This window comes from Marinobacterium iners DSM 11526 (assembly GCF_900107855.1).
Lineage (GTDB): Bacteria > Pseudomonadota > Gammaproteobacteria > Pseudomonadales > Balneatricaceae > Marinobacterium > Marinobacterium iners.
The window spans coordinates 29,848-55,973 of record NZ_FNRJ01000017.1 but is presented as its reverse complement, the minus strand read 5'-3'; the positions used below and the strand labels follow the sequence as shown (position 1 = coordinate 55,973).

Below are 26,126 nucleotides of genomic sequence, written 5' to 3'. Positions count from 1 at the left end.
GCCGTCATTGCCGTGGTCAATGGAGTATGGGTTAACCATAGACCAGTTATTGTACGGTGCAATTGGATGGATGTGATCAGGTCCATGCGCATTTGTGCCTTTTAGCGGTTACAATAGGCCCCTTGAATTAACTGCGAACAGGATTGAGAGCGCGATGGCTGAACTGAAAAATGATCGCTTCCTGCGGGCGCTGCTGCGTGAGCCGGTCGATGTGACACCGGTCTGGATGATGCGACAGGCAGGGCGATATCTGCCGGAATACCGTGCCACCCGTGCGCAGGCCGGAGACTTTCTGAGTCTGTGCAAAAATCGTGAGCTGGCCTGTGAAGTGACACTGCAGCCGTTGGAGCGTTACGATCTGGATGCGGCCATCCTGTTTTCCGATATCCTCACTATCCCCGATGCCATGGGTCTGGGGCTCTACTTTGAGCAGGGTGAAGGCCCGCGTTTCAAGAAGATCATCCGAACCGAGAAGGATGTGGCCGAGCTGCCGATCCCCGATGCCGCCACCGATCTGGACTACGTCATGGCAGCCGTGAAAGAGATTCGTGGCGCTCTGTCCGGTCGTGTACCGCTGATCGGTTTTTCCGGCAGCCCCTGGACGCTGGCGACTTACATGGTTGAGGGCGGTTCCAGCAAGGATTTCCGCCATATCAAGCAGATGATGTATGCCACGCCCGAGGTGATGCATGCGCTGCTGGACAAGCTGGCGCAGTCGGTGACTACCTACTTGAATGAGCAGATCCGCAGTGGCGCTCAGGCGGTACAGATCTTCGATACCTGGGGTGGTGTGCTCAGCGGCCCCATGTATCAGGAATTTTCGCTCAAATACATGAAGCAGATCGTTGATGGCCTGATTCGTGAACACGAAGGCCGTCGTGTGCCGGTGATTCTATTCACCAAAAATGGCGGGCAGTGGCTTGAAGTGATGGCCGAAGCAGGTGCCGATGCTTTGGGCCTGGATTGGACCACCAATATCGATGATGCCCGTCGCCGCGTTGGTGACCGTATTGCGCTGCAGGGCAATATGGACCCAAGCGTGCTGTATGCGCCGGCTGATCGTATTCGCGCCGAGGTGGCGGATATTTTGCAGCGCTTTGGTTCTGGCAATGGTCATGTGTTCAACCTGGGGCACGGCATTCATCAGTTTGTTGATCCGGAAAGTGCCAAGGTGTTTGTGGATGCGGTGCACGAGTTGAGTGCCCAGTATCACCGCTAACCCACCTCCCTGTTGTGCGAGTCTGACAGGCAGCGGTGTGATACACCGTTGCCTGTGTTGTATCTGCGGATTGAAAAAACATGAAGAAACTGTCGACGCTTTTTACCAATAACCGCAACTGGTCTGATCGCATCCGGGAGCAGGACCCTCAGTTCTTTCCCACGCTGGCCAGTCAGCAAGCGCCCGAGTACCTCTGGATCGGCTGCTCCGACAGTCGTGTTCCGGCCAACGAGATCGTTGATCTGTTGCCCGGCGAGCTGTTTGTTCACCGTAATGTCTCCAATATCGTGGTGCATACCGACATGAATTGCCTGTCTGTGCTGCAGTACGCAGTGGAGGTACTGAAGGTGAAGCATGTAATGGTGGTGGGGCACTATGGTTGTGGTGGTGTGCGCGCCGCGATGGAGCAGCGGCCACATGGTCTGATTGACAACTGGCTGCGCAATATTCGCGATGTGTACTACAAGCACCGTGCGCTGGTCGGTGTCTGGAAGGATACGCCGCAGCAGATCGATCAGTTGTGCGAGCTGAACGTGATTGAGCAGGCCTATAACGTCTGTAACACTACTGTGGTGCAGGATGCATGGAATCGTGGTCAGGAGCTGAGTGTGCATGGCTGGATTTACAGCCTTAAGAACGGTCGCCTGACCGATCTTGAATTTTGCGCCGAGGGGCCTGAAAGTGCCCAGAGTGAGTTGCAGGGAGCACAGAACAGGATCGAAGCGGCCCGCGCCTTCAGCTGATCAACAGCGTCAGCAGGGTACCCCCTGTCAGCAGCAACACAAACAGCAGAGCGCCCAGCGCCAGTGGGCGCCAGCCGGCAGCCCGAATCGCACTGATCCGGGTTGCAAATCCCAGAGCGGTCATCGCCATCCCCAGCAGCAGCTGGTCCAGCTGGTGGAGCCATGTCAGTATGGCGGCTGGTACCAGCTCAAGACTGTTCACCAGCGGCAGCAGCATGAAAACCAGCGCAAACCAGGGGATGGTCAGGCTCGGTGTTTCGCTGCTCTCTGTCCGATGCTGAAACAGACGACTCAGAACCAGCAGAACCGGTACCAGCAGCATCACACGCATCAGCTTGGTAACCACAGCTGTGTGAGCGCCATCCGCAGGTAACGTAGCGGCTATGGCGGTAACCTGTGCGACCTCATGTGTAGTGGCCCCAACAAGGCGGCCAAAGTCCCGTGCCGAACCATCAAGCAGCGTCATTACCCAGGTTTGTGTAAACAGCCAGGGGTACAGCAGCATGGCCGCTGACCCAAACAATACAACCGTTGCAATGGCGACAGGTACGGCCTGGTTGCGCGCGCGCAGGGCTGGCGCCGTGGCCAGAACGGCAGCAGCACCACAAATGGCGCTGCCGGCGCCGATCAGCAGGGCTGTCGGTACGTCGAGTCGAAACCAGCGCACCCCGGCCCAGGCCGCTGTGAGCAGGATGGTCGTGACCACAATTGCATCAATCAGCAGAGCCCCCCAACCGGCAGTGCTGAGGTCATCCAGGCTGATGCGCAGTCCATAGAGGATAATGCCAGCTCGCAGCAGGTAGTGACGGGAAAATTGCAGGCCGCGTTCGGTCTGCTGGGTGAAATCCGAACTGCTGCAGTGGCCTGCTGCCATACCCAGTAACATGGCCAGTGTCAGTGGACCCAGCAGGGGGAATATTGGCAGCGGCATTTGGACCAGCGACAGGGCGGTCAATGTTAGAAAAAAGGCCAGTGCCAGGCCTGTAAATAGATAATGTCGACTGAGCAGAGTAACAAACATGGCAGCGAGACCTCTTGGCTGGGCTGGCTACCTTATAGAGCTGCAATGTATTAGTAAAAGGAGTAATTTATATAATATCTACCATAAAAATAGGTAAAAAAGATGATCTCTCTTCGCCAGCTGGAAATTTTCCTGGCCATTGCTGCCAAGGGATCAACTACGCAAGCTGCGGCGCAGGTGGCGCTGTCACAGTCAGCCATCAGTAATGCGCTGGCCGAGCTGGAGCAGCGCCTGGGTGTGCGGCTGTTTGACCGTGTCGGCAAGCGATTGGTACTGAATGAGGCGGGCCGACGACTGCAGCCAAGGGCACAGTTGCTGATGGCGCAGGCATGTGAGCTGGATGAGTTGTTTTCCAGTACTCAGGGGCGGCTGGCAGTCGGAGCCAGTACCACTATCGGCAACTACATGCTGCCGCAATTATTGGGGCGGGGTGGTGTTGATCAACCCTGTCGCCGAGTTGAGGTCGCTAACACCGAAGTGATTGCAGGACGTGTGGCGCGCTGTGAGCTGGATATTGGGTTGGTGGAAGGACAGGCGCGGCATCCAAATCTGGAGCTGACCCATTGGCAGGATGATGAGATGGTTGTGGTGGCATCGGCCGCTGGCGGTTGGACTGAAGCCGCTGTGACGTTGGAGCAGATGCCCTGGATCATGCGAGAAAAAGGCTCGGGCACGCGCAGTGTGGTAGAGGGGGAGTTCCCCGAGCTCACGGCAAGCAGTGTCAGGCTGGAGCTGGGGAGCTCCGAGGCGATTCATCACGCCGTACTGGCTGGTTTGGGTGTAAGCTGTCTATCGCTGCAGGTGGTGGGACGTTCGCTTCAAAGTGGCGAGCTGGTGAGGCTGGTTCCGCAGCGCAGTATCCGTCGGCCACTGTATATTCTGCGCCATCGGCAGCGGCCGGATACGGCAGCGACGGCTGCATTCATGCAGTTGATAGATCGGCCGGCTGAGCTTTAAACGAAAAAGGCCTGCATTTGCATGCAGGCCTTCGGAATCTTGGTGCCCAGAGACGGAATCGAACCGCCGACACGGGGATTTTCAATCCCCTGCTCTACCGACTGAGCTATCTGGGCTGGAAGAGGCGCCTATTCAACCAGTCTGTAACTGACGCGTCAAGTATCTTGCTGATTTTTATTCACAAAAGTGTCGGCTCACGATTGGGTGGTAGGGCAGGTCTGCTCCTGTTCGTTGTGATTCGGGCCCGCCACACAGGCCCTCTAAGGGGCTTTTCGCGTGGACTCCAGAGCGCTGATCGTCTAGAATACTGGCGTTTAACCTGCTACGAATGCAGGCGGAACACAGCCAGACATATGAAAGCGAGGTAAACATCGTGTTTTGCCTCGCTTTTTTGCACGTATCCTATCCAACTGTCCAGATTATGCAGCGCATGCGCGGGGAGGTTCAATTGACGCGACCAGCCATTCTAGCCCTTGAAGACGGCAGCATTTTCAGGGGAATAGCAATTGGCGCCGATGGTGAGTCCAGTGGTGAGGTGGTGTTTAACACCTCCATGACCGGATATCAGGAGATCCTGACCGATCCTTCCTACTGCCGCCAGATTGTGACCCTGACCTACCCACACATCGGAAACACCGGTGCCAACGCGGAAGATGCCGAATCCGATCGCACATGGGCCGCCGGCCTGGTGATCCGTGATCTGCCGCTGGTGGCGAGCAACTTCCGTTCGGAACAGTCGCTGGACCAGTACCTTAAGGCCAATAACATTGTCGGTATCGCCGATATCGATACCCGTCGCCTGACCCGCATTCTGCGTGAGAAAGGCTCGCAGAACGGCTGTGTCATGGCCGGTGAAAATCTAGACGAAAACAAGGCCCTGGAAGCCGCGCGTGCGTTCCCGGGTCTGAAGGGCATGGACCTGGCCAAAGAGGTCAGCGTGACCGAGCGTTACGACTGGCGCTCCACTACATGGAAGCTGGGCGAAGGCCATCAGGATAAAACTGATGCCGAGCTGCCGTTCCATGTTGTGGCCTACGACTTCGGTGTGAAACTCAACATCCTGCGGATGCTGGTCGAGCGTGGCTGTCGCCTGACCGTTGTTCCGGCCCAGACTCCCGCTGCAGAGGTGCTGGCGCTGAATCCGGATGGCGTGTTCCTGTCCAACGGCCCCGGCGACCCTGAACCCTGCGATTACGCCATTACGGCGATCGGCGAGATTCTGAGCAGTGGCGTGCCGGTATTCGGTATCTGCCTGGGGCATCAGCTGCTGGCGCTGGCCTCCGGTGCCAAAACGCTGAAAATGAACCATGGTCACCACGGTGCCAACCACCCGGTGCAGGATCTGGACAGCGCCCGTGTGATGATCACCAGCCAGAACCACGGTTTTGCCGTAGACGAGGCCTCGCTGCCGGCCAATCTGCGTGCAACCCATAAATCCCTGTTCGACGGTACACTGCAGGGGATCGAGCGCACGGACGTGCCTGCGTTCAGCTTCCAGGGGCACCCTGAAGCCAGTCCTGGCCCGCATGATGTCGCGCCTCTGTTCGATCGTTTTATCGAGCAGATGCAAGCGCGCCAGCAGGCCTGAATCCGCCCTGACAAGTCAGTGACAGCAACAGAGACGACCGGTTAAGACAGATGCCAAAACGTACGGACATAAACAGTATTCTCATCCTTGGTGCGGGCCCGATCGTGATCGGACAGGCCTGCGAATTCGACTACTCCGGAGCCCAGGCGTGCAAGGCGCTGCGTGAAGAGGGTTACCGTGTCATTCTGGTGAACTCCAACCCGGCGACCATCATGACCGACCCGGCCATGGCGGATGCGACCTACATCGAGCCGATCAACTGGAAGACCGTTGCCAAGATCATCGAAAAAGAGCGCCCGGATGCACTGCTGCCGACCATGGGCGGCCAGACTGCACTGAACTGTGCGCTGGACCTGGACCGCGAAGGTGTGCTGGCCGAATTCGGCGTCGAGATGATCGGTGCGACCCAGGATGCCATCGACAAGGCGGAAGACCGTGAGCGTTTCGACAAGGCGATGAAGAACATCGGCCTTGAGTGCCCGCGCTCCGCCATCGCGCACAGCATGGAAGAAGCGTTGCAGGTGCTGGACTCCATCGGCTTCCCGGCCATCATCCGTCCCTCCTTTACCATGGGTGGCTCCGGTGGCGGTATCGCCTACAACCGCGAAGAGTACATCGAGATCTGTGAGCGCGGTCTGGATCTGTCGCCGACCAAAGAGCTGCTGATCGACGAATCCCTGATCGGCTGGAAAGAGTACGAGATGGAGGTTGTTCGCGACAAGAACGACAATTGCATCATCGTCTGCTCGATCGAGAACTTTGACGCCATGGGCGTGCATACCGGTGACTCCATTACCGTGGCCCCGGCTCAGACCCTGACCGACAAGGAGTACCAGATCATGCGTAACGCATCGATCGCGGTACTGCGTGAGATCGGTGTCGAAACCGGTGGCTCCAACGTGCAGTTCGGCGTGGACCCGGAAACTGGCCGTGTCGTTGTGATCGAGATGAACCCCCGTGTGTCGCGCTCTTCCGCCCTGGCATCCAAGGCCACCGGCTTCCCGATCGCCAAGATCGCGGCCAAGCTGGCGGTAGGTTACACCCTGGATGAGCTGCAGAATGATATTACCGGTGGCCGCACCCCGGCATCGTTCGAGCCGTCCATCGATTATGTTGTCACCAAGATTCCGCGTTTCACCTTTGAAAAGTTCCCGCAGGCCAACAGCCGTCTGACGACTCAGATGAAGTCCGTGGGCGAGGTGATGGCGATCGGTCGTACTCAGCAGGAGTCACTGCAGAAAGCCCTGCGCGGGCTTGAAGTCGGTGCTACCGGCTTCGATCCGATCGTGGATCTGAATGCCGAAGACGCGCGTGACGATATCGTGCGTGAACTGACCCAGCCGGGTGCTGAGCGTATCTGGTACATCGGTGACGCTTTCCGTCTCGGCATGAGCGTGGATGAAATCTACAAGCTGAGCGGCGTGGATCCCTGGTTCCTGGTACAGATCGAAGACATCATCAAGGATGAGCAGCGCGTGTCCGAAACCGCGCTGAGCGATCTGGACAAGGGTCAGATCTTCCGCCTCAAGCGCAAGGGCTTCTCCGATGCACGCCTGGCGCAACTGTTGGGTGTGAGTGAAAAGTCGTTCCGCAAGCAGCGTCAAAGCCTGGGTGTACGCCCGGTGTTCAAGCGCGTGGATACCTGTGCCGCCGAGTTTGCCACCGACACCGCCTACATGTACTCCACCTATGAGGAAGAGTGCGAAGCCAACCCGTCCGACCGTGAGAAGATCATGGTGATCGGTGGTGGCCCGAACCGTATCGGCCAGGGTATCGAGTTTGACTATTGCTGCGTACATGCAGCGCTGGCGGCGCGTGAAGACGGTTATGAGACCATTATGGTCAACTGTAACCCGGAAACCGTCTCCACCGACTATGACACCTCCGACCGACTGTTCTTTGAGCCGATTACCCTCGAAGACGTGCTTGAAATCGTTCATGTCGAGAAGCCCAAGGGTGTGATCGTGCAGTACGGTGGTCAGACGCCGCTGAAACTGGCGGTAGCGCTGGAGCAGGCCGGTGTACCGATAATTGGTACCAGCCCGGAAGCGATCGACCGTGCCGAAGACCGTGAACAGTTCCAGCAGATGCTCAAGCGACTGGGTCTGAAACAGCCGGAAAACGCCACCGTGCGTAGCCTGGAAGAGGCGATCGTTGGCGCCGGCAAGATCGGTTACCCGCTGGTGGTGCGTCCCTCCTACGTGTTGGGTGGTCGTGCCATGGAAATCGTCTACAAGGAGGACGAGCTGCGTCGCTACATGACCACTGCGGTGCAGGTCTCCAACGATGCTCCGGTGTTGCTGGACCATTTCTTGAATGCCGCGGTTGAGGTCGATATCGATGCCGTCAGCGACGGCAAAACCGTCGTCATCGGTGCCATCATGCAGCATATCGAGCAGGCGGGTGTTCACTCTGGTGACTCGGCTTGTTCGCTGCCGCCGTACAGCCTGGCGGCCGATGTGCAGGACGAAATGCGTGAGATGGTCCGCAAGATGGCACTGGAACTGGGCGTGGTCGGTCTGATGAACGTGCAGTTGGCCTATCAGGATGGCGAAATTTACGTCATTGAGGTGAACCCGCGTGCTTCTCGTACCGTACCGTTCGTTTCCAAGTGCATCGGAGTATCGCTGGCCAAGATCGCAGCGCTGGTGATGACCGGCAGGACCTTGCAGGAACTTGGTTTCACCGAGGAGATCGTACCGAAATTCTTCAACGTGAAGGAAGCGGTATTCCCGTTCAACAAGTTCCCGGGCGTGGACCCGATCCTTGGCCCGGAAATGAAGTCGACCGGTGAGGTTATGGGTACCGGAGCCACTTTTGGCGAAGCGTTCATGAAAGCGCAGATTGGTGCCGGTGAGAAGATGCCGTCAGCCAGTGGCAAAGCGTTTATCTCCGTACGTGACGTGGATAAGACTGCAGTCGTGCCGGTAGCCAAAGACTTGGCAGCACTGGGCTTTTCCCTGGTGGCAACGGCAGGTACTGCTGCGCTGCTTGAAGAGGCAGGGCTTAGCGTGGCACGGGTGAATAAGGTGGCGGAAGGTCGTCCCAATATCGTGGACATGATCAAGAACGGTGAAATCGTTTATGTGATCAATACCACTGAGGGCCGCAAGGCGATTGCCGATTCCGCTGAAATTCGTCGTTCGGCGCTGCAGCACAAGGTTCCCTATACCACAACACTGGCAGGGGCAGCAGCGACCGCTGAAGCGCTGAAATATGGCGAAGAGAAAACCGTGCGTCGTCTGCAGGACGTGCACGCAGGAGTAGCAGAATGAAACGGGTACCGATGACGGTTGCCGGTGAAAAGAAACTGCGTGAAGAGCTGGCCGACCTCAAGTCGGTCCAGCGTCCCGCGGTGATTGCGGCCATCGCTGAAGCGCGTGAACATGGCGACCTGAAAGAAAATGCCGAGTACCACGCCGCTCGAGAGCAGCAGGGTTTTATTGAGGGTCGTATTCGTGAACTTGAGTACAAGTTGTCTCAGGCTCAGGTAATTGACGTTACAGCTATTCCGCATACGGGTAAGGTGATTTTCGGCACCACGGTGGAGTTGATCAACATCGATACCGAAGAGGAAGTGCGCTATCAGATCGTGGGTGATGATGAAGCCAGCATCAAGGACGGCAAAATTTCGGTCAACTCACCGATCGCGCGCGCGCTGGTAGGTAAGATGGAAGGGGATATTGCAGCTGTGCAGACGCCTTCCAGCATGATCGAGTATGAAATTGCAGCGGTAGAGCATATCTAGTCAGCTGAAATAAAAAAACCGCCGGGTGTCGGCGGTTTTTTTTGGCTGCGTCTCAGCGCAGTAAATTGGACAGTTTGGGGTTGGGGTCGCGTGAAGGTCGATAAAGCAGGGCAATGTTGCCGATCTGCTGTACCAGTTCTGCTTCCACGATATCGCACAGCTCGCGCACCAGTTGGCGTTTGATGTCGCGATCTCCAACGGAGAACTTCACCTTGATCAGTTCGTGGTCTTCAAGGGCGCGATCCACTTCAAGCTGAATGTTTTCGGACAGCCCCTTGCCGGCCACCATAACGATCGGGTTCAGGTTATGACCCAGGGTGCGGAAGTGCTTCTTTTGCTCAGGCGTCAAGCTCATACTAGAATATGGTGCCTCTTGATTCGGGGATGGATCCCGTTTGATCAGATAAAGAGGTATTTTACCTGAGTCATGCCGGCCTGAGTAGCGCTTCGGTCTCGCCTGACGGTGATGTTGCCGAGGGGGCGCTAAGGAACATTTTTCGATTTGGCGAATCGAAGGAAGTTAATAGGATTTCATGTTGCTGCCTGCTCGGAACAGGGTTTGCACGCGTACAACGATAAACAGGTTGCAGGGCGGTACCGATTGGTTGAAAGTGGCAATCAGTATGGCCGACAGAATTGAGTGAACAGAGGGTGATCCATTGAACGATATGGCAAAAAATCTGGTGTTGTGGCTGGTGATAGCAGCAGTCCTGCTCACAGTCTTCAACAATTTCAGTGCCGAGAGTGATGCCGGAAAGCTGAGTTATTCAGACTTTGTTGCTGAGGTTCAGGCTGACCGTGTATCCAAGGTCACCATCGATGGCTATACCATCATTGGGCAACGCAGTAATGGGGAGCGTTTCGAGACCGTGCGACCGGCGGTACAGGATCCCAAGCTTATCGATGACCTGCTGCAACATAATGTGGTGATCGAAGGCAAGCAGCCGGAGCGGCAGAGCATCTGGACCCAGTTGTTGGTCGCCTCTTTCCCGATCCTGGTGATTATTGCCGTGTTCATGTTTTTCATGCGCCAGATGCAGGGCGGCGGTGGCGGCAAGGGTGGGCCCATGTCGTTCGGCAAGTCCAAGGCACGCATGATGAGCGAAGATCAGGTCAAGACCACGTTTGATGATGTGGCGGGTGTTGAGGAAGCTAAGGAAGAGGTGAAAGAGCTTGTCGATTACCTGCGTGATCCCGGCAAGTTCCAGCGCCTGGGGGGGCATATCCCGCGCGGTGTGCTGATGGCAGGGTCTCCTGGTACCGGTAAAACTCTGTTGGCCAAGGCAATCGCAGGTGAGGCGCGCGTACCTTTCTTCAGTATCTCCGGTTCTGACTTTGTGGAAATGTTTGTGGGTGTAGGTGCTTCGCGTGTGCGTGACATGTTCGAGCAGGCCAAAAAGCATGCCCCCTGCATCATATTCATCGATGAGATTGATGCCGTAGGTCGTCACCGTGGTGTTGGTATGGGTGGTGGCAACGATGAGCGCGAGCAGACGTTGAACCAGTTGCTGGTCGAGATGGACGGCTTTGAGGGTACCGAAGGCATTATCGTAATTGCAGCCACTAACCGCCCCGATGTGCTTGACCCTGCGTTGTTGCGCCCCGGCCGTTTTGACCGCCAGGTGCATGTAGGTCTGCCGGATATCCGCGGTCGTGAACAGATTTTGAAAGTACATATGCGCAAGGTGCCGCTGGGTGATGACGTTAAACCTGAATTGATTGCGCGCGGTACGCCCGGCTTCTCTGGTGCTGACTTGGCCAACCTGGTCAACGAGGCTGCGTTGTTTGCAGCGCGCAACAACCGTCGTACGGTCGGCATGGAGCAATTCGAGCAGGCCAAGGACAAAATCATGATGGGTGCTGAGCGCAAATCCATGGTGATGTCCTATAAGGAGCGCCTGAATACGGCCTATCATGAGGCAGGTCATGCCATTATTGGCCGTGTAATGCCGGAGCACGACCCTGTGTACAAAGTGTCGATCATTCCGCGTGGACGTGCGCTGGGCGTTACCATGTTCCTGCCGGAAGAGGATCGTTACAGCCACAGCCGTCAGTGGATTATTTCCCAGATCTGTTCCCTGTATGGTGGTCGTCTGGCGGAAGAGATGACACTGGGCAAGGAGGGTGTGACTACCGGTGCTTCCAACGATATTCAGAAAGCCACGTCTCTGGCTCGCAATATGGTGACTCGCTGGGGTCTGAGTGAAAACCTTGGCCCGCTGCTGTACGGTGATGAAGATGATGATCCGTTTGGTCGTGGCATGGGGCAGGGTGCCAAACCGATGTCGGAAGAAACTCAGCGTCGCATCGATGCTGAAGTGAAGACGATCATCGATGAATGCTATGCCCGCGCGAAGAAGACGCTTGAAGATAATCGCGATATTCTGGATGCCATGGCCCAGGCATTGATGAAGTACGAAACCATCGGTGCAGTGCAGCTGGATCAGTTGATGGCACGGCAGGAGGTAACTCCGCCGGACGGCTGGGTTGAGGCTCAGGAGCGAGCAGATCAGGCCGAGCGTGATATGGAAGAACGCAAGACTCGTGAGCAGTCACAGCCGGGTGAGGCAAGCGACGAGGCGGATGTCGGTACAGGGGATGCAGGTGTCGATGATGACCCGCAGGCTCCGAATCAGGATGATCAGGAAAGGCCTCGCCGCGAGGATGATCGCTGAAGTCGGGGCTCTGGTATTATATAAAGGCTGGCGTGCGCGCTGGCCTTTTTTGTTTCAGTTGCAGGATTTAACAGCTATGGCGGTTTTGAAATGTGCCGGTCGCACGCTGGATCTGGCGCGGGCGCAGGTGATGGGGATTCTTAACGTCACACCCGACTCATTTTCGGATGGTGGCAGCGTCTATGAAGCACAGCATCTCTCGGTTGAACGCGCGCTACAGAAAGCTGCGCAGATGGTAAATCAGGGCGCAACCCTGATCGATATCGGGGGTGAATCAACTCGTCCCGGCGCTGAACCGGTACCGGTTCAGGAAGAGCTGGAAAGAGTCGTACCGGTGGTGGAGAGGCTGTCACGCGAGTTGGATGTGGTGCTCTCAGTCGATACCAGTGCGCCTGAAGTGATGCAGGCTGCCGCAAGTGCCGGTGCGCATCTGCTCAATGATGTGCGTTCGTTCTCGCGACCGGGGGCTTTTGAGGTGGCAGTTGCGTCTGATCTGGCACTCTGCGTCATGCACATGCAGGGTAGCAGCCCAGCTACCATGCAGCTGAGGCCACATTATCGTGATGTGACGGAAGAAGTGGAGCATTTTTTACAGTTTCAGCTCCAGCGTTGTCGAGAGGCAGGCATCTCGGATGATCGGATAGTGCTGGACCCCGGATTTGGTTTTGGTAAGACACTTGAGCATAATCTTGAGCTGTTGAATCGGATGCAGCGACTGCAGGCGCTCGGTGCACCGCTTTTGGTGGGGACCTCCCGCAAATCAATGGTAGGGCTGGCACTTGGCAGGCCGGTGGATCAGCGTCTCTATGGCAGTCTGGCTACTGTCGCACTGGCGGTTGGCAAGGGGGCAAAAATTATCCGCGTTCATGATGTGGCGCCTACGGTAGATGTGGTGCGAATGACCGAAGCGGTTCTTAACGAAACGGCAGGAGTGTGACCGGTGAGCAGGAAGTATTTTGGAACCGATGGTATTCGTGGTGAGGTAGGCCAGTTCCCGATCACGCCTGATTTTGTTCTCAAACTGGGTTGGGCGGCGGGCTGTGTTTTTGCCCGTGAGGGGCGAAGCAAAATCCTGATTGGGAAGGATACGCGTATTTCAGGTTACATGTTCGAGTCTGCACTTGAGGCCGGGTTGTCAGCGGCGGGGGTGGATGTGCTGCTCACCGGGCCCATGCCCACACCTGCGATTGCCTACCTCACCCGAACCTTCAGAGCAAACGCCGGAATTGTGATCAGTGCCTCGCACAATGTCTATTCCGATAACGGCATCAAGTTCTTTTCCGGCGATGGCACCAAACTCCCGGACAGCATTGAGCGTGCGATTGAGGCACAAATGGATCTGTCCATGACGACGGTGCCGTCCGTCGACTTGGGCAAGGTTCGCCGTGTTGATGATGCGGCAGGGCGCTACATAGAATTCTGTAAAGGGACTGTCAGCGGCAACCTGAATCTCAGGGGGCTCAAAATCATTCTCGATTGTGCCAATGGCGCGACCTATCACGTGGCACCAAAAGTGCTGGCGGAGCTGGGTGCCGAGGTGATTGAGATTGCGTCTTCGCCTGACGGGGTCAATATCAATGAAGCCTGTGGTGCTACCGACACAACACGGCTGCAAAAAGTGGTGATGGCCGAAGAGGCTGACTTGGGTGTGGCACTGGATGGTGATGGTGACCGCCTGATGCTGGTGGATCATCTCGGTGAGCTGGTTGATGGTGATGAAATTCTGTTTATTATCGCGCGGAGCCTGCTGCAGCAACAGGCTTTGAGTGGGGGTGTGGTTGGCACACTGATGTCGAATTTTGGTCTGGAGCAAGCGCTCGCGCAGCTGGATGTGCCTTTTGTTAGAGCAAAGGTCGGTGATCGCTACGTGATCGAGCAGATGCAGCAGCATGGCTGGGTCCTCGGTGGTGAAAGCTCGGGCCATATCGTGTGCGGCAATCTGACCACGACTGGCGATGGACTGGTTGCGGCGCTTCAGGTTCTGAAAGCGATACAGGAACACGGCCAGTCTCTGCATGAATTAAAGGCCGGTATGCACAAAATGCCGCAAGTCATGATCAATGTTTCCATGCCGGGTCGGCCTGATCTGAGTCAGGTCGCGCCGGTGCAGGAGGCTGTAGCAGCCACTGAGTCCGAGCTGGGCAGTCGTGGGCGTGTTCTGCTGCGCCCATCGGGTACCGAGCCGGTGGTGAGGGTTATGGTTGAAGGTGAGGATGGTGCTGAAGTGAAGCGCCTCTGTCAGGAACTGGCCGCAAGGGTAGAAAAAGAACTGGCGGTACTTGCCAGCCAGTGAGTGCTCGGATAACATATGCGCCTCTTTCGTAAGGGGATATCAATGCGAAACGCGCTGGTAATCGGAAACTGGAAGATGAACGGTGAGACTGCGGCCAACCATACACTGGTTGCCTCACTTGTCGAGTCGCTTGAAGTCAGTCCGGTCGGTAGTGTTGAGGTTGGTATCTGTCCGCCTGCAGTCTATCTGCACTCGGTAGGTTTGCAGCTGGAAGGTTCTGTGGTCTCGCTTGGTGCTCAGAATCTGAGCGAGCATAATGCCGGGGCCTATACGGGAGAGGTGTCTGCTGCGATGTTGCGAGATGTTGGCTGCCACATGGTTATTGTGGGTCACTCGGAGCGGCGCTCTCTTTATCATGAAGATGATGAGCAAGTGGCAGCAAAGACACTGGCCGCCTTGCGTGCGGGGCTGAAGCCGGTTCTGTGTGTGGGGGAGACCCTGGCGCAGCGAGAGTCCGGTGAGGCGCTTGATGTAGTTGCCCGGCAGTTGTGTGCTGCGGTATCCGGTCTTGAAGCAGACGAGTTTGAGCGCCTTGTGGTCGCGTATGAGCCAGTATGGGCCATAGGTACCGGAAAAACAGCGTCGCCCGAGCAAGCTCAGGAAGTACACGCACATATTCGGACAGTTTTGGTCAGGGTGGCGGGTGTTGCCGGTCAAAATGTTCAATTGCTCTACGGTGGCAGTGTTAATGCTGATAACGCCGCAGAGCTGTTCGCAAAGCCTGATATTGATGGCGGCCTTATTGGGGGGGCTTCATTGAAGGCTAATGATTTTATTGCGATCTGCCGTGCCGCGGCAGTCGCCGGCTGATACGGTATAGATGATGGAAAGTCTGGTTCTGATCGTTCATGTACTGCTGGCTGCTGCAATTATTGCGCTGGTGCTGCTGCAGCAGGGTAAGGGTGCAGAAGCGGGTGCCGCCTTCGGTGGTGGTGCGTCCCAGACCGTGTTTGGCAGTCAGGGGTCAAAAAGTTTTCTTGGGCGATTGACTGCAGTGCTTGCTGCAGGTATCTTCGCCACCAGTTTTGCACTGGCCGTTTACGCCAAGCAGCGTGCGGAAAGTGTTAATGACGCGGGTATCCCGTCTGCAGAGCTGATTGAGTCAGCAGCAGAACCCCAGCGTGATCTTCCTGAGCTGGATGCGGCTGCAGGCAAGGCATCGGAATCTGATATTCCGGTTGCCGAGTAAGATCAAACAGTTAAAGCCGAAGTGGTGAAATTGGTAGACACGCCATCTTGAGGGGGTGGTGAGCTATGCTCGTGCCGGTTCGAGTCCGGCCTTCGGCACCATTTGTAAGACAGGCAGGTGTTGTGTATAATGTGCACCTGTTTCTGATGCGGGGTGGAGCAGTCTGGTAGCTCGTCGGGCTCATAACCCGAAGGTCGTTGGTTCAAATCCAGCCCCCGCTACCATTTTCTTTACGTTTAAGCCCCTTTTCAGGGGCTTTTTCGTAGGTGAACAAAAGGGCACCAGGTGCCGCGTCAGAAATGGGTCCTCAGAGACCCATTTTTTGTTTCAGGTACATGCAGAACGAGGTCGTCCTCTGTGTCAGCCAGATTGAAAACTTTGCAGGAATTGATTGAGCCGGTCGTGACCGCCCTGGGGCTTGAGCTCTGGGGACTGGATTTTCACTCCGCCGGTCGTAACAGTACGTTGCGGATCTATATTGATGGTCCAAATGGGGTCAGCGTGGATGACTGTGCCCGCGTCAGCCATCAGGTAAGCGGTATTCTGGATGTGGAAGACCCCATCCCTGAACAATACATGCTGGAGGTGTCGTCACCCGGCATGGATCGTCCCTTGTATACGCTGGAACAATTCCAGGCGTATGCCGGGCATCAGGTGCAACTGCGGTTGCGGGTGCCCTTTGAGGGGCGCAGAAAATTCAAGGGCCTGCTGAATGGCGTCGAAGGTGACGAAGTTCTGCTGGTTGTCGATGACGAAGAGTATCTGTTGCCGATCGACTATATCGATCGTGCCAATGTGATTCCCCAGTTTTAACACCGGTTTAAAGGTTTGGCGAGGCAGTCGTATGAATAAAGAGATTCTACAGGTTGCAGAAGCTGTTTCTAATGAAAAGGATGTGCCCAAGGCCGTCATTTTTGAAGCGATAGAAGTGGCTTTGGCTACGGCTACAAAGAAACGCTATGACGAAGAAGCGGATATCCGTGTAGTAATTGATCGTGCAACCGGCGGTTACGAAACCTGGCGCCGCTGGCTGGTGGTCAGTAATGATGAAGTGCCTGCGCTGGGTACTGAACTGACCCTGGAAGAAGCGCTGGAGATCGACCCTAACCTCAAGCCCGGTGATATCTGGGAAGAGCAGGTTGAATCTGTTGCTTTTGGGCGCATCGCTGCACAAACCGCTAAGCAGGTTATCGTGCAAAAAGTGCGTGAAGCCGAGCGTGCCAAAGTGGTTGAGCAGTATCAGGATCGCAAGGGCGAGCTGGTGGCCGGCACTGTGAAGAAAGTCACCCGCGATAATATTATTGTGGACTTGGGCAACAACGCTGAAGCGCTGCTGCCGCGTGAGAATCTGATTCCGCGTGAAAGCTTCCGCATGGGTGATCGTGTGCGTGCTGTGCTGCAGGAAGTCCGCAGCGAAGGGCGTGGTCCGCAGCTGGTACTCAGCCGTACCTCCAACGCCATGCTGATCGAGTTGTTCAGCATCGAAGTACCCGAGATTGCAGAAGATGTCATCGAAATCCGTGCAGCAGCACGTGATCCGGGAGCGCGTGCCAAAATTGCGGTCAAGACCAATGACGGTCGTATTGATCCGGTCGGAGCCTGTGTCGGCATGCGTGGCTCTCGTGTTCAGGCCGTATCCAATGAGCTGGGTGGCGAACGGGTCGATATCATCCTGTGGGATGACAACCCGGCCCAGCTGGTCATCAACGCGATGGCCCCGGCTGAAGTGGCGTCCATAGTGATGGATGAGGAAAGTCACTCCATGGATGTGGCCGTGGCTGAAGAAGCACTGGCTATGGCGATTGGCCGCAGCGGACAGAATGTGCGTTTGGCCAGTGAGCTTACCGGCTGGACGCTGAATGTCATGTCCGAAGATGAAGCGGCCGAGAAGCAGCAGACTGAAGTGGGTGCTGTGGTGGATATGTTCATCAAGCATCTTGATATTGATGAAGAGCTGGCTGAAATACTGGTGGCTGAAGGCTTCACTTCCATTGAAGAAGTGGCTTATGTCCCGGAAGAAGAGATGCTCGAAATTGAAGAATTTGACGAAGAGCTGGTTGAAGCCCTTCGTAGCCGTGCCAAGGATGCTCTGATCAATCTGGCGATCGCCAGTGAAGAGCAGCTTGGCGATGCGGAACCGGCAGAAGACCTGCTGAACATGGATGGCATGGAACGCACGCTGGCATTCCAGCTGGCATCCCGTGGCATCATCACCATGGAAGATCTTGCCGAGCAAGCGGTTGAAGATCTGCTGGAAGTGGAAGGTCTTACTGAAGAACAGGCAGCCGAGCTGATCATGACAGCCCGTGCGCCCTGGTTTGCGCAAGAGCAGTAAACGCCAGCGGAAGAGGAGAACACATATATGGCAGAAGTAACCGTGAAGCAACTTGCCGATGTGGTTGGTGTATCCGCTGAGCGTCTGTTGACGCAAATGCAGGAAGCCGGCATCGGTGCAAAGAAAATTGAGTCGAGTGTGACCGAAGAGGAGCGCTTGAAGCTTCTGAGTCACCTCAAGCGTAGTCATGGCGAAAACGTGGATGCTGCTGAACCCAGCAAGATTACGCTCAAGCGCAAGACCAAGTCTGAGCTGAAAGTCTCCGGTGCCTCAGGCAAACGCAAGACGGTCAGCGTTGAAGTGCGCAAGAAGCGTACCTATGTTAAGCGTTCGCTGCTGGAAGATGACGCAGCCCCTGCGACGGTTGTAGAAGAAGTGGCTGCTGTGGCAGAGCCTGTTGTGGAAGCTGCGCCCGCCCCAGAGCCTCAGGCTGAAGCCGTGACCGAAGCCGCTAAGACTGATGCCGAAGCGCCGCCTGCTGAAGAACAGGCAGCACCGTCAGCTGAAGTGACGGCGAAGGCCAAACCGGCCGCCACCGCTGCACCTGAGCCCGAAGTGCTGGCTGAGCCTGTCACTGAAAACCCGCGCCGCAAAGACAAGGAAAAGTCTCGTCGCAGTGATGATGACGACCGTCCTCGTCGTGGCAAGGGCGGTAAAACCGCTCGTCAGGACGATACTCGCGGCCGTCGCGGCAAGGCTGGCAAACGTGCACCTGCAGGCCGAGGCCGCAGTGGTGGCCCGAACCAGCATGGCTTCGAAAAGCCGACTGCACCGGTGGTGCATGAGGTAAATATCCCTGAGAGCATCACCGTGGCCGAACTGGCCAAGAAGATGTCGATCAAGGCCGCTGAGGTCATCAAGGTAATGTTCAAGATGGGCGCCATGGCGACCATCAATCAGGTACTGGATCAGGACACCGCCGTACTGGTAGTGGAAGAGATGGGTCACAAGGCCATTCCGATGCAGGAAAATGCCATTGAAGACGCGCTGATCGAGAGCGTTCAGGCGGCTCAGGGTGAAAAGGTTGGCCGTGCACCGGTGGTAACTGTCATGGGTCACGTTGACCACGGCAAGACCTCACTGCTTGACTACATCCGTCGCACCAAGGTGGCAACCGGTGAAGCGGGTGGTATTACCCAGCATATCGGTGCCTACCACGTTGAAACCGACAATGGCATGGTGACTTTCCTGGATACTCCGGGGCATGCGGCGTTTACCGCCATGCGTGCACGTGGTGCTCAGCTGACTGACATTGTAGTGCTGGTTGTTGCCGCAGATGACGGCGTGATGCCGCAGACTGAAGAAGCGATCCAGCACGCGAAAGCCGCCGGTGTACCTTTGGTGGTGGCCGTGAACAAGATCGACAAGGAAGATGCCGATCTGGACCGCGTTAAGAACGAGCTGGCTCAGCGTGACGTACTGCCTGAAGAGTGGGGTGGTGACGTTCAGTTTGCACATGTCTCCGCCAAGAGCGGCGAAGGCATCGATGGACTGCTGGATGCGATCCTGCTGCAGGCTGAACTGCTTGAGCTGACTGCCGTGAAAGATGCACCGGGTCAGGGTGTGGTGGTTGAGTCTCGTGTTGATAAGGGGCGTGGTTCCGTATCCACCCTGCTGGTACAAAACGGTACCCTGCGCAAGGGTGACATCGTGCTGGCTGGTCTGCATTACGGCCGTGTACGTGCGATGCTGGACGAAAACGGTAAGCCGATTGATGAAGCCGGTCCCGCGATTCCGGTCGAGATCCTTGGCCTTGACGGTACCCCGGATGCCGGTGACGAGTTCACCGTGGTGTCCAGCGAGAAGAAAGCCCGCGAAGTGGCGCTCTTCCGTCAGGGCAAGTACCGCGAAGTGAAGCTCGCCCGTCAGCAGAAAGCCAAGCTGGAAAACCTGTTCGAGAACATGCAGGCCGGTGATGTGAAGTCACTGAACATCGTCCTCAAGGCGGATGTGCGTGGCTCTCTGGAAGCGATCATCCAGTCACTGGAAGACCTGTCCACCGACGAAGTGAAGGTGAACATTGTTTCCAGCGGTGTGGGCGGCATCGCCGAGACCGATGCCAACCTGGCACTGGCCTCTTCGGCAATTCTGATTGGCTTCAACGTCCGTGCCGATAACCAGGCCAAGGCCGTGGTTGAACGCGAAGAGCTTGAGTTGCGCTACTACAGCGTTATTTACGACATCATTGATGACGTAAAACAGGCGATGACCGGTCTACTGTCACCGGAATACCGCGAAGAGATCGTTGGTATTGCTCAGGTGCGTGATGTGTTCCGTTCGCCGAAGCTGGGCGCCATCGCCGGTTGTATGGTGACCGAAGGTACGGTTTACCGTAACAAGCGTATCCGCGTACTGCGCGACAACGTGGTGATCTATGAGGGCGAGCTGGAGTCTCTGCGTCGCTTCAAGGATGCCGTGGCAGAAGTACGTCAGGGTATGGAATGTGGTATCGGGGTGAAGAACTACAACGACGTGAAGGTCGGTGACCAGATCGAAGTGTTCGACACCATTGAAGTACAGCGTACGCTGTAAGCGGAGCATCATGGCACGCGATTTCAAACGTACCGACCGGGTGGGGGACCAGATTCAGCGTGATCTGGCCACCCTGATCCAGCGCGAGATAAAGGATCCGCGGCTGGGTATGGTAACCATCAGCCACGTCAAGGTGAGCAAGGATCTCGGCTATGCCGATATCTACTTCACAGTGCTGGCGATTGGTGATCAGACTGAGGCCGAGGTTATTAAGAGCTCCCGTACGGTGCTCAATAACGCCGCTGGATTCCTGCGCACGGAATTGTCTCGCGGAATCAAGTTGCGGGTCATGCCGCAGCTTCGATTCCATTTTGATGAAACCGTTGAGCGGGGGCGCCACCTGCATGGCCTGATCGAAAAGGCCTGGCAGCAGGAGAGCAGCCGCCCGGATAATGAAGACGATAACGGGAACTGAAGCATGGCCCGCAAACCAAAAGGTCGCCCAATCAGCGGCCTTTTTCTGTTGGACAAGCCTCAGGGACTGTCCTCCAATTCTGCCCTGCAAAGGGTCAAGCGAATCTATGGCGCCGCCAAGGCGGGTCATACCGGAGCGCTGGATCCACTGGCGACTGGCCTGCTGCCGATATGTCTGGGCGAAGCAACCAAGTTTTCCCAGTACCTGCTTGACTCGGACAAGCGTTACCTGACCACTGCAAAACTGGGGCAGCGTACCGATACCTGTGATGCTGAGGGGGAGATCACCGAAGAAAAACCGGTCCCCGCAAGCCTCAGTCGAGCGCAGATTGAAGCACTGCTGGTAGAGCATTTCAGTGGCGAGATAGAGCAGGTTCCGCCGGTGTATTCGGCTCTCAAACTTAACGGCCAGCCGTTGTACAAGCTGGCACGTCAGGGTGTCGAGGTTGAAGTTAAACCTCGCCGTGTACGGATTCATGAGATCAGGCTGCTGGCGTTGCGCGCGGATGAGGTGGATTTGGAGGTATTCTGTTCCAAGGGCACCTATATCCGCAGCATCGTTGAGGATCTGGGCTTGCTGCTGGGCTGTGGTGCCCATGTCAGTGTGTTGCGCAGGCTGCAGACCGGCCCTTTCCATGCCGACCAGATGATGACGCTGGAGCAGCTGCAAAGCCTGGCACAACCTCAGGCAGAGGAGGCTCAAAACAGCATACAACAGCGGCTGGATGCGCTATTATTACCGGCTTGGGCGCCGGTGTCCGATTTGCCACGGATTCAGCTGGAAGCGGCTGAAGCCGAAAGACTGCAGATGGGGCAAAGGCTGCGTGTTGACGATCGATTGCCGGATGCGGATGAGTTTCTGGTATTCAATCGTGTAACCGACGAATTTTTCGGTATCGCCGAACGCGATGCCAAAGGGGCGCTGAAGGGCAAACGCCTTGTCAGCACCGCTTGAACCGATTTGGCTGAAGCCAAACTGACGCTGTACTGAAAATATGCTCGGTGCAGCGCGTCTATCAATCCGCAGTGCAGGTCACTGTGTGCATATTAACGAGGAGATATACAATGGCTCTTTCTAACGAGAAAAAAGCGGAAATCGTTGCTGAATTCGGTCGTGGCGCTGGTGATACCGGTTCTACCGAAGTACAGGTTGCGCTGCTGACTGCGAACATCGAAGGCCTGCAGGGTCACTTCAAGTCGCACAAGCAGGATCACCACTCTCGCCGTGGTCTGATCCGCATGGTAAACCAGCGTCGTAAGCTGCTGGACTACCTGAAAGGCAAAGACGCTGACCGCTATCTGGCGCTGATCGGCCGTCTTGGGCTGCGTCGCTAAGCAGTTCCATCCTGAGGCCATACAGTGTATGGCCTCAGTTTTATCTACAGCCCGTTAAAGCGACACAATCATCCAGCCTGTACTCACTTGACGACTGCTACAGTCGGCAACTGAGTACTGGCTTGAAAAGAGGGTTGGTTGGTCCGCTGACGGGAATACACAAACCCGAGGAGTTTCTATCGTGCAAGCGATCAGTAAATCATTTCAGTTCGGCAAACATACCATCACCATCGAAACCGGCAAGGTAGCCCGTCAGGCCACCGGTGCCGTCATGGTTACCATGGACGGCGTTCAGGTACTCTGTACCGTAGTCGGCTCCAAAGAGATGCGTGAAGGTCAGGACTTCTTCCCGCTGTCGGTTCATTACCAGGAAAAATACTACGCTGTAGGCCGTATACCGGGTGGCTTCTTCAAGCGTGAAGCGCGTCCTTCCGAGAAGGAAACGCTGACCTCGCGCCTGATCGACCGTCCGATCCGTCCGCTGTTCCCGAAAGGCTTCATGAACGAAGTTCAGGTGGTCTGTACCGTGATGTCGGCTGATAAGGTCAACGATCCGGATATCGCGGCCATGATCGGTACCTCTGCGGCACTGGCAATCTCCGGCCTGCCGTTCATGGGTCCGATCGGCGGAGCACGTGTAGGCTTTACTGAAGCTGACGGTTACATCCTGAACCCGACCTATGCGGAGCTTGCAACCTCTGAGCTGGACATGGTTGTAGCCGGTACTGGCGATGCAGTACTGATGGTTGAGTCTGAAGCCAAAGAGCTGACCGAAGACGAAATGCTTGGCGCCGTACTGTTTGCACACCAGGAAATGCAGGTGGTGATCAACGCCATCAACGAACTGGTAGCTGAAGCCGGCAAGCCGAAGTGGGACTGGCAGCCCGCGGCCAAGAACGAAGCTCTGATCGCTCAAGTGCGTGAACTGGTTGGTGCCGGTATTGCATCTGCCTATCAGGTTGCTGACAAAATGCAGCGTCAGTCCAGCCTGGCTGAACTGCGTGCGCAGGCGGTTGAAGCACTGTCTGGCAGTGAAGAGGGTCAGCCCTCCGGCAAGGAAGTGTCCGCGATTTTCAGCTCGCTGGAAAAAGAGATCGTGCGTAATCGCATTATCGATGGCGAGCCGCGTATCGATGGCCGTGATACCAAAACCGTACGTCCGATCAATGTCGAAATCGACCTGCTCAAGGGTGTACACGGTTCAGCGCTGTTTACCCGCGGTGAAACTCAGGCGATCGCGACCTGTACCCTGGGCACCAGCCGTGATCAGCAGATCATCGATGCGCTGGAAGGTGAGCGCAAGGATCCGTTCATGCTGCACTACAACTTCCCTCCGTACTCGGTTGGCGAAGCCGGTCGCATGGGTGGTGCAGGCCGCCGCGAAATTGGTCATGGTCGTCTGGCTCGTCGTGGTGTTGCGGCTGTGTTGCCGACGCAGGAAGAGTTCCCGTACACCATCCGTATCGTATCCGAAATTACCGAGTCCAACGGCTCCAGCTCCATGGCATCCGTTTGTGGCGCCTCTCTGGCGATGATGGACGCGGGTGTACCGCTGAAAGCGCCTGTGGCCGGTATTGCCATGGGTTTGGTGAAGGAAAATGATCGCTTTGCCGTTCTGACTGATATTCTGGGTGACGAAGACCACCTCGGTGATATGGACTTCAAGGTAGCCGGTACCGAAGCGGGTGTTACAGCCCTGCAGATGGATATCAAGATCACCGGTATCACTGAAGAGATCATGGAGATCGCGCTGGAGCAGGCACATGAAGCGCGCAAGCACATCCTGAAAGAGATGGCGCTGGTTATTGGCTATGCACGTCCTGAACTGCCGGATAACGCGCCGGCCATGCAGCTGCTGAAGATCAACCCGGAGAAAATCCGTGACTTGATCGGCAAGGGTGGTGCCACCATTCGCGGCCTGACCGAAGAAACCGGCGCCATGATCGATATCGAAGATGACGGTACTGTCCGCATCTACGCTGATGACAAAGCCAAGGGCAAAGCGGCTCTGGATCGCGTCATGGCGATCACGGCTGAAGCTGAGGTGGGCAAGATCTACGAAGGCAAGGTGGTGCGTATCGAAGAGTTCGGTGCATTCGTTAACATCCTCCCGGGCAAAGATGGTCTGGTCCATATCTCCCAGATTGCCAAGGAGCGCGTTCAGGCCGTGACTGACTACATCAAGATGGATGACGTGGTGAAGGTCAAGGTGCTGGATGTGGATATGCGTGGTCGCATCAAACTGTCCATGAAGGACCTGATCGAAGACGAGTCTGTTTCCAGCTAAACAGTGTTGTATCGACTTTGAAAAACCTCTGCCGATTAGCGTCGGCAGGGGTTTTTTTATGGTCAGAGCGGTTTGTGTTCCTCTTTCATTACACAGTAGATGCGATAGGCGTAGATGCTCGACATGACGCCCAGAAACTGAACCAGTAGTGACAGCGCCAGCATCAGTATGCGAGTATCGCTCAACATCTGCCCGATCATCACTTCAGCCAGCATCAATACACCGAAAATCAGTGCCAGCCCCTGCAGCAGTGGCCAGAAAAATTCACTGCTGCTGGCCCAGCTGGCGCGGAGGGATTCCATCGGCCCCTTGCCTTCCATCACGCAGTAGAACTTGGCAAAGGCCAGCCTGATGCTAATGTAGATCCCGGGGAGAATGAGTAACAAAAGACCGGTCGAAACCGCCAGGGTTGTCAGAATATACGTCAGCAGCAGGCGTCCCCAGCAGGCCAGGCTGAGGCTGATCGCCTGGCTGGTGGACAGTGTTTGCCCCTGCAGCACCGACTGCATATACAGCAGAGTGGCCCCCCAATAGATTGGCATCAGGGCCAGATTCAGTGCCGAGCTGATGAAGACGCTGCTGGTAGTGCGCGCAGCCTCAGCGGACTCCCCTCCTTGCAGCAGCTGATACTGCACCACCGTGATCAGCAACAGGAAGGGGATCTGAATCAGCGCCAGCCGGCTAAGATGAGTACGGAAAAAGAACAGGCTCTGGCGAAGATAATCGAAGGTCATGAGTGTCCCTGAACAGTTGAATTAATCGGTTTGCGCAATCGAACCAGCTTGAAGCTGCCATTATCGGCCCACAGGCTGATGTCGGCAAAGCGACCAACCGCCTTGCGCTCAAGCGGGATGTGCTGATTGACGACAAAACAGGCGCTACCCTGTGATGTCAGCAGGCGCTGTGCGGCTGCCAGGAAACGGTCGGTTAGGTCACCATCGACACTGAAACCGCTGTGGAAGGGGGGGTTGCACAGCAGGGTATCAAACTGTTGCCGGATGCTATCCCCCGCATTGCTGGCCAGTACCTCGCCACTGATTCCGGCACGCCGAAGATTGTATTGGCAGGCCAGCAGGGCAGCGGCATTATTGTCAGTGCACACCAGCCGGGTTTCAGGACCTGCTGCATTGAGCGCAAGGTAGCCGAAGCCACAGCCCAGATCCAGCACTGAACCGGACAGTGGCAGAGGTGTTTCCAGCATGGCCGGTAACTGCTCGATCAGGAAAGCACTGCCACGGTCGATTTTGTTCCAGCCAAACAGGCCGGGTTTGGCCCAGTATTCAAGTCGCTGATCCGAACAGGCCGAGCGCAGTTCGGCATAACTCTGACTGTCGGGGCACTCACCCCCTTCGCCACCGCGCATTATGCGAGCACACCAGCTGTTGCCCCCGAGTTTGCTCTCAGTGCGGCTGCCTCCAAGGCACGTCTCGGCCTTGCGCACGTAGGTACGAATACCTTCGGCCTTGTCACCCAGCAGCATCAGTTCACCGTTTGGTTTGAGCAGGCGTTTTGCCGCGCCGATCAGATGGTGTACCACAGCTTTTTCCTTGGAGACCCGGTACAGGATCGTGTTGAAGCAGGCGCTTGGCAGTGTTTCGAGTTCAAAGTCATTGAACCGGGCATTCCAGCCCTGCTGTTGGAGCTGCTCAATCACATCGAAACGGTTGCCAACTACCTCTACTGACGGGTTCGGACGGCAGCGTGGCAGCGGGTTTTCATCCACCAGCCAGAGGGCTTGAGCGCTCAGACGGCTGAGTTGCTGTTCCAGTTCGCGGGCAATGGGATCCATA

Annotated in this window: 22 protein-coding genes and 3 tRNA genes; 20 read left to right on the top strand and 5 right to left on the bottom strand. The window is 56.3% G+C overall.

Annotated elements, in window-relative coordinates:
• Positions 1-154: 154 nt before the first annotated feature.
• A complete protein-coding gene (gene hemE / locus BLV48_RS15320; RefSeq protein WP_091827669.1) occupies positions 155-1,219 on the top strand; it encodes a uroporphyrinogen decarboxylase in 1,065 nt (354 codons plus the stop codon).
• Positions 1,220-1,299: 80 nt separating this feature from the next.
• On the top strand, positions 1,300-1,962 hold the full coding sequence (can, locus tag BLV48_RS15315; protein ID WP_091827668.1) for a carbonate dehydratase: 663 nt from the start codon (positions 1,300-1,302) through the stop codon (positions 1,960-1,962).
• Here the strand turns inward: can and BLV48_RS15310 are convergent.
• Positions 1,955-2,983, bottom strand: a complete 1,029-nt coding sequence (locus BLV48_RS15310; protein WP_091827667.1) for a YeiH family protein — start codon at positions 2,981-2,983, stop codon at positions 1,955-1,957. The two genes, can and BLV48_RS15310, sit on opposite strands and share 8 nt — an antisense overlap.
• 102 nt (positions 2,984-3,085) lie before the next feature.
• Here BLV48_RS15310 and BLV48_RS15305 point away from each other — a divergent pair, with 102 nt between their 5' ends.
• A complete protein-coding gene (locus tag BLV48_RS15305; protein ID WP_091827666.1) occupies positions 3,086-3,940 on the top strand; it encodes a LysR substrate-binding domain-containing protein in 855 nt (284 codons plus the stop codon).
• 40 nt (positions 3,941-3,980) lie between these two features.
• Here the strand turns inward: BLV48_RS15305 and BLV48_RS15300 are convergent.
• Positions 3,981-4,056: transfer RNA gene (locus BLV48_RS15300), tRNA-Phe, on the bottom strand.
• 332 nt (positions 4,057-4,388) lie between these two features.
• Between BLV48_RS15300 and carA the strand changes: the two genes are divergently transcribed.
• The 3 genes from carA to greA are packed head-to-tail and all read left to right on the top strand — an operon-like array spanning position 4,389 to position 9,276.
• Complete coding sequence (carA, locus tag BLV48_RS15295; protein ID WP_091827677.1) at positions 4,389-5,528, top strand: glutamine-hydrolyzing carbamoyl-phosphate synthase small subunit; 1,140 nt, start codon at positions 4,389-4,391, stop codon at positions 5,526-5,528.
• A gap of 50 nt (positions 5,529-5,578) precedes the next feature.
• Positions 5,579-8,803 carry a carbamoyl-phosphate synthase large subunit gene (gene carB / locus BLV48_RS15290; protein WP_091827665.1) on the top strand — a complete coding sequence of 1,075 codons (3,225 nt, stop codon included), beginning with the start codon at positions 5,579-5,581 and terminating at the stop codon, positions 8,801-8,803.
• Complete coding sequence (gene greA, locus BLV48_RS15285; protein WP_091827664.1) at positions 8,800-9,276, top strand: transcription elongation factor GreA; 477 nt, start codon at positions 8,800-8,802, stop codon at positions 9,274-9,276. Before carB ends, greA begins: the two co-directional genes overlap by 4 nt.
• A gap of 52 nt (positions 9,277-9,328) precedes the next feature.
• Here greA and BLV48_RS15280 read toward each other — a convergent pair whose 3' ends face one another.
• Positions 9,329-9,631 carry a YhbY family RNA-binding protein gene (locus BLV48_RS15280; protein ID WP_091827663.1) on the bottom strand — a complete coding sequence of 101 codons (303 nt, stop codon included), beginning with the start codon at positions 9,629-9,631 and terminating at the stop codon, positions 9,329-9,331.
• A gap of 313 nt (positions 9,632-9,944) precedes the next feature.
• Here BLV48_RS15280 and ftsH point away from each other — a divergent pair, with 313 nt between their 5' ends.
• From ftsH to pnp, 14 genes are all read left to right on the top strand, one after another.
• Entirely contained in the window at positions 9,945-11,951 is a 2,007-nt protein-coding gene (ftsH, locus tag BLV48_RS15275; protein ID WP_091827662.1) for an ATP-dependent zinc metalloprotease FtsH, read from the top strand.
• A 76-nt stretch (positions 11,952-12,027) separates the two neighbouring features.
• Positions 12,028-12,888, top strand: a complete 861-nt coding sequence (folP, locus tag BLV48_RS15270) for a dihydropteroate synthase (protein WP_091827676.1) — start codon at positions 12,028-12,030, stop codon at positions 12,886-12,888.
• Positions 12,889-12,891: 3 nt separating this feature from the next.
• Complete coding sequence (gene glmM / locus BLV48_RS15265; protein ID WP_091827661.1) at positions 12,892-14,244, top strand: phosphoglucosamine mutase; 1,353 nt, start codon at positions 12,892-12,894, stop codon at positions 14,242-14,244.
• Between the two features lie 42 nt (positions 14,245-14,286).
• Positions 14,287-15,054, top strand: coding sequence for a triose-phosphate isomerase (tpiA, locus tag BLV48_RS15260; protein WP_091827660.1), 768 nt, complete (start codon positions 14,287-14,289; stop codon positions 15,052-15,054).
• Positions 15,055-15,067: 13 nt separating this feature from the next.
• Entirely contained in the window at positions 15,068-15,433 is a 366-nt protein-coding gene (gene secG / locus BLV48_RS15255) for a preprotein translocase subunit SecG (RefSeq protein ID WP_091827659.1), read from the top strand.
• Between the two features lie 15 nt (positions 15,434-15,448).
• Positions 15,449-15,534 (top strand) — tRNA-Leu (locus tag BLV48_RS15250).
• A gap of 46 nt (positions 15,535-15,580) precedes the next feature.
• Positions 15,581-15,657: transfer RNA gene (locus BLV48_RS15245), tRNA-Met, on the top strand.
• Between the two features lie 133 nt (positions 15,658-15,790).
• Positions 15,791-16,246: a ribosome maturation factor RimP gene (rimP, locus tag BLV48_RS15240; protein WP_091827658.1), complete on the top strand. Its 456-nt coding sequence runs from the start codon at positions 15,791-15,793 to the stop codon at positions 16,244-16,246.
• A 31-nt stretch (positions 16,247-16,277) separates the two neighbouring features.
• Positions 16,278-17,768: a transcription termination factor NusA gene (gene nusA, locus BLV48_RS15235; RefSeq protein WP_091827657.1), complete on the top strand. Its 1,491-nt coding sequence runs from the start codon at positions 16,278-16,280 to the stop codon at positions 17,766-17,768.
• 27 nt (positions 17,769-17,795) lie between these two features.
• Positions 17,796-20,300 (top strand): translation initiation factor IF-2, encoded by a 2,505-nt coding sequence (gene infB / locus BLV48_RS15230; RefSeq protein ID WP_091827656.1) that lies wholly within the window; start codon positions 17,796-17,798, stop codon positions 20,298-20,300.
• Positions 20,301-20,310: 10 nt separating this feature from the next.
• Positions 20,311-20,715 carry a 30S ribosome-binding factor RbfA gene (gene rbfA / locus BLV48_RS15225; RefSeq protein ID WP_091827655.1) on the top strand — a complete coding sequence of 135 codons (405 nt, stop codon included), beginning with the start codon at positions 20,311-20,313 and terminating at the stop codon, positions 20,713-20,715.
• 3 nt (positions 20,716-20,718) lie between these two features.
• Positions 20,719-21,669, top strand: coding sequence for a tRNA pseudouridine(55) synthase TruB (truB, locus tag BLV48_RS15220; RefSeq protein ID WP_091827654.1), 951 nt, complete (start codon positions 20,719-20,721; stop codon positions 21,667-21,669).
• Positions 21,670-21,779: 110 nt separating this feature from the next.
• Positions 21,780-22,049, top strand: coding sequence for a 30S ribosomal protein S15 (gene rpsO, locus BLV48_RS15215; protein ID WP_091827653.1), 270 nt, complete (start codon positions 21,780-21,782; stop codon positions 22,047-22,049).
• A 181-nt stretch (positions 22,050-22,230) separates the two neighbouring features.
• Entirely contained in the window at positions 22,231-24,336 is a 2,106-nt protein-coding gene (gene pnp / locus BLV48_RS15210) for a polyribonucleotide nucleotidyltransferase (RefSeq protein ID WP_091827652.1), read from the top strand.
• A gap of 62 nt (positions 24,337-24,398) precedes the next feature.
• Here pnp and BLV48_RS15205 read toward each other — a convergent pair whose 3' ends face one another.
• Positions 24,399-25,070: a YciC family protein gene (locus tag BLV48_RS15205; RefSeq protein WP_091827651.1), complete on the bottom strand. Its 672-nt coding sequence runs from the start codon at positions 25,068-25,070 to the stop codon at positions 24,399-24,401.
• Entirely contained in the window at positions 25,067-26,125 is a 1,059-nt protein-coding gene (locus tag BLV48_RS15200; protein WP_091827650.1) for a class I SAM-dependent methyltransferase, read from the bottom strand. The genes BLV48_RS15205 and BLV48_RS15200 overlap by 4 nt, the downstream gene beginning before the upstream one ends.
• Position 26,126: the final 1 nt, after the last annotated feature.